Genomic DNA, 7,790 nt, shown 5'->3' with positions numbered 1-7,790 from the left:
TGTCGGAGGTCGGCGGAGGAGTGTCGGAGGTCGGGGGCGGAGCCGTGGACGTCCCGCCGTTGACGGTGATCGTGGCGAGGGTGTTGTTCTGGCCAGGGTCCTGGGTGCACGGCGCGTTGATGGTGCCGTCCGGGGTGATCCCGGTGACCGAGCCGTCCGCCTTGCGCGGGGTGACCTTGAGCGCCAGGTCGCCCACGGTGATCTTCGCCTGGCCGGGCTGGGTGAACGTGAGCGACGGCGTCTTGCCGGTCGCGTTGATGTTCATCTCGCCCGAAGGCGGGATGTTCGTCTTGTCCAGCGCGATCGGGACGCTGACCGGAAGGTCGAGGCCGGGGGCGGCCACCTTCGCGCTCGCGGTCGCGCTGCCCTCCAGGGTCGTGGCCCCGATCAGGCTCAGTCCGCTGACCGTGTCCGCGTTGATCGTGGACACGGCCTTGATGTCGAAGGCCCCGGTCGCCTGCCCGGCGTTCACCGCCGGCGGCAGATCGGTGTTGATCACCACCTTCAGCGACTGCGAACCCACCAGCGGGAAGGTGCAGTGATAGTTCAGCGTCAGCGAAATCGGGTCGGCGGCACTGGCCTGGGCCCCGACCACCAGCGCGGCGGCGACGAGCCCCGCCGCACCCGCGGCCGCGGCGGCCACGACCGTCTTCTTCTTGCCTCTTGGGTGACTCACGATGGTCCTTCCGTGTATCAACAGTGATACGAAAAGGCGGAGCGTTGTGAACAGGAATCGCTACCGGCCAGTAAGCTAGCGAGCGATCCGATCGCCGATCAAGAGCTTTTACGGAAATCCCGGGAACAGCTCCGCAAATTGTCACCCCGGCACGCCGCGCGGAACTTTTTCCTAGCAGACAAAGGCGACTTTTCCCGATCCTGTCCCAGCACCGGGACGCTGACGCGGGTGACAACTCCGAATCCGGAAAGGTTCACGCGCGTGCCAATCGCGCATTCCATTCTTGCCCGCCCGCGATCGTGCTGCGTAGCCTCGAAAACCATGAACAGAATGCACAGCGCGGTGCTGGCGATGTCGGCTGCCGTGCTCCTCTCGTGCACTGCCTGCTCCTCGGACGCACCCGCGGCCTCCGGCAAGCACGCCGACCCGGCGGCGCTCGCGTGGGTCGACAAGGTGTGCGCCAGTGTGGCCGAGGGCTCGGCGAAGCTCTCCCAGCCGCCGGCCGCCGACAGCGCCGCCCCCGGCAAGACGCGGGACGCGATGGTCGCCTTCCTGGACCGGCTGGGCTCGGCGCTCGGCGACATGTCCGGCGGCCTCCGCGCGGCAGGCGTGCCTCCCGTCCCGGACGGACAGTCCGCAGTGGACAAAGCCGCCGCGAACCTGACCGAGACCACGAACAAGATCGCCGCGACGAAGTCCGAAATGGAACAGGCGAAGGTGGACGACCAGGCGAGCCTTCGCCAGGCGGTCGCCGACGCCGACGCGACGATGGGGCAGCTCACCGACCCCGAAGGCCCGATCAAGGACCTCAAGGCGAACCCCGAGCTGAACCTGGCCTTCGCCGAATCCGCGACCTGCAAACGCGTCTACGGGACGAGTTCATGAAGGTCCGCCGCGCGCTCGCCGCACTGGTCCTCGCCACGGCGCTCGCCCCGGCCGCCGCGGCGGCGCCCGACCCGGGCCCGGCCGACGACTCGTTCTACACGCCGCCTTCGCCGCTGCCGTCGGGCAAACCAGGCGACGTCATCCGCTGGCGGCCGTCGAATGCCGGGCCGCGCAAGGCGTCCGTCGACGCCTGGCAGGTGATGTACTTGTCCACCAACGCACTCGGGAAGCCCAACGCGGTCACCGGCACCGTGCTGGTGCCGAAGAACGCGAACCGGGCCAGCGCGCCGGTCGTCGCGTTCGCCCCCGGCACGCACGGCCCGGCGTTCGCCTGCACTCCGTCGAAGATGATCGACATGGGCGCTTTCTACGAGCAACCCGGCCTCGACGACCTGCTCGACGCGGGCTACGCCGTCGCGGTGCCGGATTACGAGGGCTACCAAAGCTCCCCCAAAACGACGTACGTCGTGGGACGGTCCGAAGGCCCGGCGGTGATCGACGTGGTCCGCGCGGCGCAGCGGCTCGCCCCGGCCGGGCTTTCCAGCACGTCGAAAGTGGTCTTCCGCGGCTACTCCCAGGGCGGCGGCGCGGCAGTGTGGGCGGGCGAACTCCAACCGTCGTACGCCCCGGAACTCAATCTCGCCGGGATCGCCGCCGGCGGGGTGCCCGCCGACCTCGTCCAGGTGACGCTGCAGCTCGACGGCAAATTCGGCTTCGGGGTCTTCGCCTACGCCCTGATCGGCCTCGACCAGGCCTACCCGGACCTGAAACTCGACTCGTTCCTCAGCGACAACGGCCGCGCGAAGATCGCCGAGATGAAACAGAGCGCGTGCACGTTCGAACTGCTGACGACGTACGCGGGGCAGAAGATCTCCGACTACACCACGAGCCCGGGCTACATCCAGCCCGCGTGGGCGGCCCGGCTGGCCGAGAACAAGCTCGGCGCCGCCCCGCCGAAGGCCCCGCTGTTCCTCTACCACGCCACCGGCGATCAGCTGGTGCAGTTCGCGCAAGCCGACGCCCTGCACAAGACGTACTGCGCCGCCGGAGTCCAGGAAACCTGGAAGACCTACGACACTGACCACATCACGCTGGTCTACACCGGCAACGCCGACGTCCTGTCCTTCGTCAAGGACCGGATCGCCGGTAAACCGGCCGCGTCGAACTGCTGATCCGCGGAATCATGTCCGAGCCGCGCGCACTGTTTCGCTTCGCCGTCGTCGGAGCGGCCGCCTACGGGGTCACCGTGCTGGTCGACTACAGCCTCAAACTGACTGTGCTGCACCAGAAACCGGTGACCGCGTTGGCGATCGCGACTGTCGCGTCGACAGCCTTCGCGTACTTCCTGTCCCGCAAATGGTCCTTCGTGGACAGAGGCGGCCACGGACGGCTGCGCGAGGCGACTCTGTTCTTCGCCGTCAATGCCGGTGCGGTGGCGGTGAATCTCGTCCCGCTGCTGGTATCGCGGTACGTCCTGCGTCTTGAGGAACCGCAGATCGGCTACCTGGCACAGGAAATCGCGGACTTCGTCGCGGGAATGGTGCTGGGCACTGCGGCGGGCACGGGGTTTCGCTGGTTCGGGTACCGACGGTGGGTGTTTCCGGGACCAGCTCGTCCGAAGGAGATCGACGGCGAGCTGATCTCACCACAGCTTCCCAGATCGCGAGGCGAACCGATCGCCAAAATTCCGTAAATATCGGATAAGGCGAAGTTTCCGCCGACGCGCGGCAGGCGGGCGCTCGCTCACTCCCGGTCCGGGAGCGCCCGCTCCGCCAGCAACGCCAGTTCGAGCCGCAGCCGCTCGCCAGGATCGGTCAGTCGGTCCCCGAACAATTCGGCGAGCGTTTTCAGCCGCGCGCGGATCGTTTGCGGGTGCAGGTCCAGCGCCCGCGCGAGTTCCGGCGCGCTGCCCCTTGTCTGCACCAGCACCAGCAACGTCTCCGCCAAGTGCCCGCGGCGTTTCTCCGGCAGCCCGGCGAGCGGGGCCAGCGTCGTCTCGGCCAGCTGTGCCGCCAGGAACTCGTCCGCGAGCAGCAGCAGCGCCGGCACGTGGTCGCGGCACCAGACCACCGGGCCCGGCGCGTCCAGCAGTCCTCGGGCCGCCAGATCGGCCGCGCGGCGCGCGATCCGGAACGATTCGGCCGCCGAACCGGACGGCACCAGCGGACCGACCGCAGCGGTCCAGCCCGCGGGGAGTCCGGCGAGACTCTCCAGATCCGTGTCCGGCGCGGCGGTGAGCGCCGTCGGCGGATCGCCCGCCGGATCCGCGACGACGTGGTCCGGAAGCAGGCCCGGCGGAAGCTTGGGCGCCCCGGGCAGCGCGTGAAACACCACCACCGCGACCCGCTCGGGCAGCCCGGCCGGACTGTCCTCTTCGGTCCGCTGCCCGCCGCCGAGCAGCGCGCGGAGCACTCGGCGATTCCGCTCTCCGTCGCCCGACATCGCCGCCTCAGCCGCGCTGTAGCCCTCCGCCACCGCCGCCATCGACGTCTCGACATCGCCGAGCATGCCCTCGGCCATCCCGTAGACGACGTCGCCGGACAGCCCGGTTTCCTGGGCTATTTCGGCGATCCAGCGCCACATCACCCGGCTCGCGACGCGCACCGCCGCTTGCACCGACTCCCGGCTGAGTCCTTCGTGGAACGCCGTCCGCCCGTGGGCGCGGAAATCGGCGAGCCGGTCGCTCTGCCACATCGCGGGGGCGCCGACGCGGTCGATGTCCCGTTCGATCCCCCGCCGGGTCTGCTCGATCGCGGCGGCCCGGCCAGGCTCCTGGCCGAAGCACCCGGAATATTCCGGGATCTCGGCGGCGATGGCGGCGACGCACGCCCGGGCGATCTCCGGGATCCGCGGGCGCACCGCGTCGCCCAGCCGGCGCGGGAGCCGCGCCCACACCGAGCCGTCGGAAGCGGCGGAACTGCGCATGGCGATTTAATCCCCCACTCGGAAATAGACGGTTCAGGAATAACCGGCACCAGCCGGGCACGGAGCGTAGAACGCACACTCGTCCGTGTCAAAAGGACAGGTTCGCGTCGCTCTTTCGGGCGCCGATCGTTCATTTTTAGTGACGCACGTTTTCAGCTACGCTCACCTCCCTCCGCCCCAGCGCCTCGAAGGGGGATTCGTGGTCGAGTACCGCAGCTTCGCTCTGCTGGCTTCGCTGCCGCGGTCGCTCGGCGCGTGCCTGCGCCCGCACGCGGCGCACGCCGCGGCCGCGATGATCCAGGAAACCCAGCGCGCGGTCCCGGCCTACGGCCAGCCGCTCAAGGGCGTCTTCGGGAAGGTGCTGATCCGCAGCGTCGAGTACGCGGTGCTGCACTGCGTGGACTCGATGGGCGCCCCGGATCTGCCGCACGAACAGTGGATCGAGTTCTACCGCGACCGCGGCGCCGTGGAGTTCGGCGAGGGCCGCAACCTCGACGCGCTGCAGGACACGGCCACGATCGGGGCCAGGGTCGCCTGGCGGGCGATGCACCCCGCGGTGGTCGCCGCGGGCGTCGATCCGGCCGTCATCTCGGTCGGCGCGGAGGCGATCTTCGCCTACGTCGACGAGCTGTGCGCCACCGCGATCGCCGGCTACCAGCAGGCACAGGCCGACGCCGAGGGAGCCGTGCCCGCCCGGCGGCGACGGCTGCTGGAGCTGATCGTCCAGGCTCCGGAAGGCGCGGCGAGCAGCATCGCCGAACTGGCGAGCGGAGCGGGGTGGCCGCTGCCCGAAACGACTGCGATGGTCGCCCTCGAGCGCGGCCCCAAGGCCCCCGGCTTCCCGGCCGAACTGTTCGGCGACGGCGTTCTCGCCGACCTCGACGGCCCTGAGCCGCACCTGCTCGCCGGCGACCCGGACGCCGACCTGGCGCCGCTGGCGGCGATGCCCGACGGCTGGCGGGCCGCGGTGTCGCCGACCGTGCCGCTTGCCGACGCGCCGGCCGCGTTGCGCACCGCGCGCCGGGCACTGCAGCTGTCCGGGCCGGAGACTCCCGGCCCGGTCGTCTGGTGCCGCGACCACCTGGCCACGCTCTGGCTGCTCGCCGAGGACTTCCTGGCCGCGGAACTGGCGCGGCAAAGCCTCGACCCGTTCGCCTCGCTGAGCGCCAAGCAGCGCGAGCGGCTCAGCGAAACCCTGCTGGCCTGGCTGGAAACCCGGGGCGGGGCGCCGGAGATCGCGCAGCGCCTCGGCGTGCACCCGCAGACGGTCCGCAACCGCCTGCGGCAGCTGGAGGGACTGTTCGGCGACCGCCTCAAGGACGCCGACGACCGGCTCGGCATGCAGCTTGCCCTGCGCGCCCAGCGCCTCATGCGCGCGCATCGGCCGCCGGAGAACTGACCGCGGCCGGTCCATGGGCGCGGCCCGGTGCCGCTGACGTCCGTGAGGGCCCCCTTGAGGGAATCTGGTTCGCCTGCCAGAGACTCAAGGCGGTGCTGCGGGTGTGGCTGAAACGCGGCTGCCCAGGCCGAACGTCCCGACGGGAGCGGCGTGCGGTCCGTGAGGGGAACCCTGAGGGACTCTGATTCCCTCAGGGTTCCCCTCACGGACGTCAGCGAAGCGGAGCCCCCAGCCGCGCCGAAACCGGCGAATCGACTGGCGGAACACCCGCACGATCGCCGTCAGGGGCAGGCGCCGGTCCGTCCCGCGTTCCAGACTGCTCGCCGGCATCGGCAGCACCCTTCGCCACGATCTCCCGGCAGGCCGCGGCGAAGGCGGACGGCGGCCCTCGTGAGCGAAATGGATCCTCGCGCGGCACGACATCAGCGCGTCCGGTGCGTCATTGCGGCCATGCGTCGAGGATGACCGGGCGCCGCCGCATTGTCGACAAGCCGTTCGGCGGTCCCGGAAAATTCGCACGCGCGGCCGATTTCCGCTTTCCTTTCCTGTCACGCACGTCCCGAATTCCCGGAAAGTGGCCTTTGCCACAGCGCGGGAAAGAGCCCGGCTGCCCTAATTTCGGATTCGCGAGAAAGGCTGCCGATGACACTCGAGACCTACACCCTGTCCCTCCACGGCCGGCGGGTCCGGCTGCGCGAACACCGGCCCGCGGCGGACACCGGCGACGAGGCGGTCGTGCTGCTGCACGGAATCGCGGGCAGCATCGAAACCTGGACGCCGTTTTTCGGCCGCCGCGAGGAAATCGGCCGGCGTGTGCTGGCGCTGGACCTGCCCGGGCACGGCGGTTCCGACGCACCCCGCGCGGACTACGGGCTCGGCGCGATGGCGAGCATCGTGCGGGACGTGCTCGCGGTGTCCGGCGTGCGGCACGCGACCGTCGTCGGACATTCCCTCGGCGGCGGGATCGCGATGCAGTTCTCCTACCAATTCCCGGAAATGTGCGACCGGCTGGTGCTGGTCAGCAGCGGCGGGCTCGGCACGGAAGTGAGCCTGGTGCTCCGAGCCGCCACGCTGCCCGGCGCGGCGGCCTTCCTCGCGCTGGCCGTCAACCCGGCGACCCTCGCGCTCGCGCGCCAGGCGGCCCGGCTCGGGCGGCGGCTCGGCGGGTCGTTGAAAACTGAAACACGTGAACTGGCCCGGCATTTCGGCTCTCTCGCCGACCCCGCTCGGCGGCGGGCCTTCCTGTCCATCGCGGGCAGCCTGATGGACCTGCGCGGCCAGCGCGCGAGCGCCGCGGAGAAGCTGTACCTGGCCGAATCGGTGCCGATGCTGCTGGTCTGGGGCGCACGCGACCCGCTCCTCCCGGTCGCGCACGGGCGCCGGACCGCCGAACTGCTGCCGGACAGCAGGCTGGTGGTGCGGGAAAACGCGAAGCACTTTCCGCATGTGGCCGACCCGGACGGGTTTTTCCTGCTGCTCAACGAGTTCCTCGCCGAGACCGCGCCCGCGCGGCTCACCTTGGACCATGTGGCGGCCCGCTTGGCAGCCTCGATCGGGGATTCGAAAACGCCCGCCTGAAAATTGTCACGCGGATAGCATGCGCCGGGGCCGGAGGTATCACCTGCACCCGCTTCGTTCCACCCGTTCGGGTGTAGTCCGGACGGGCGACGGATACGGCGGCCACCGGCCCGTTGACAGTGCCGTTCCCGTGAAATTATGTTGCCTGTGCCGCAAAATCTGGATCGGCTTCGACCGCGAAGAGGCCGGTTTTGTTGCCAGCAAGGATAAAACATGACCGATGTGGACTCCGGGTTCGTCCGTCCCGCACCGCGGGGCTACCGGCCGCACTCCGGCGAACGCCCTTCCGGGCCGCCTCTCCGCCCGTCTTCCGGACCGGTCCCGCCC

At 70.2% G+C, this 7,790-nt stretch carries 7 protein-coding genes; 5 read left to right on the top strand and 2 right to left on the bottom strand.

Features of this window, described 5'->3' with window-relative positions; all coding sequences use genetic code 11:
- Nucleotides 1-676 (bottom strand): DUF6801 domain-containing protein (locus D0D37_RS44845; RefSeq protein ID WP_341868017.1); only part of this gene is annotated, 676 nt, incomplete at its 3' end.
- 321 nt (nt 677-997) lie between these two features.
- Here D0D37_RS44845 and D0D37_RS44840 point away from each other — a divergent pair.
- From D0D37_RS44840 to D0D37_RS44830, 3 genes are read left to right on the top strand one after another with little or no spacing between them, the layout of a single operon-like run.
- A complete protein-coding gene (locus tag D0D37_RS44840) occupies nt 998-1,561 on the top strand; it encodes a hypothetical protein (RefSeq protein WP_244223905.1) in 564 nt (187 codons plus the stop codon).
- The gene (locus D0D37_RS44835; protein WP_116206650.1) at nt 1,558-2,733 is read left to right on the top strand and encodes a lipase family protein; all 1,176 of its coding nucleotides are present in this window, start codon (nt 1,558-1,560) and stop codon (nt 2,731-2,733) included. Before D0D37_RS44840 ends, D0D37_RS44835 begins: the two co-directional genes overlap by 4 nt.
- 11 nt (nt 2,734-2,744) lie before the next feature.
- Complete coding sequence (locus D0D37_RS44830; protein WP_116206649.1) at nt 2,745-3,254, top strand: GtrA family protein; 510 nt, start codon at nt 2,745-2,747, stop codon at nt 3,252-3,254.
- A 50-nt stretch (nt 3,255-3,304) separates the two neighbouring features.
- Here D0D37_RS44830 and D0D37_RS44825 read toward each other — a convergent pair whose 3' ends face one another.
- Nucleotides 3,305-4,486 (bottom strand): PucR-like N-terminal domain-containing protein, encoded by a 1,182-nt coding sequence (locus tag D0D37_RS44825; protein ID WP_116206648.1) that lies wholly within the window; start codon nt 4,484-4,486, stop codon nt 3,305-3,307.
- Nucleotides 4,487-4,685: 199 nt separating this feature from the next.
- Between D0D37_RS44825 and D0D37_RS44820 the strand changes: the two genes are divergently transcribed.
- Nucleotides 4,686-5,885: a PucR family transcriptional regulator gene (locus D0D37_RS44820; protein ID WP_116206647.1), complete on the top strand. Its 1,200-nt coding sequence runs from the start codon at nt 4,686-4,688 to the stop codon at nt 5,883-5,885.
- A gap of 642 nt (nt 5,886-6,527) precedes the next feature.
- Entirely contained in the window at nt 6,528-7,463 is a 936-nt protein-coding gene (locus D0D37_RS44815; RefSeq protein ID WP_116206646.1) for an alpha/beta fold hydrolase, read from the top strand.
- Nucleotides 7,464-7,790: the final 327 nt, after the last annotated feature.

The sequence above is a fragment of the Amycolatopsis circi genome (genome assembly GCF_003385235.1).
GTDB classification, from domain to species: domain Bacteria; phylum Actinomycetota; class Actinomycetes; order Mycobacteriales; family Pseudonocardiaceae; genus Amycolatopsis; species Amycolatopsis circi.
The sequence above is the reverse complement of the archived record's forward strand: the minus strand, read 5'-3'. Positions and strand labels throughout refer to the sequence as shown.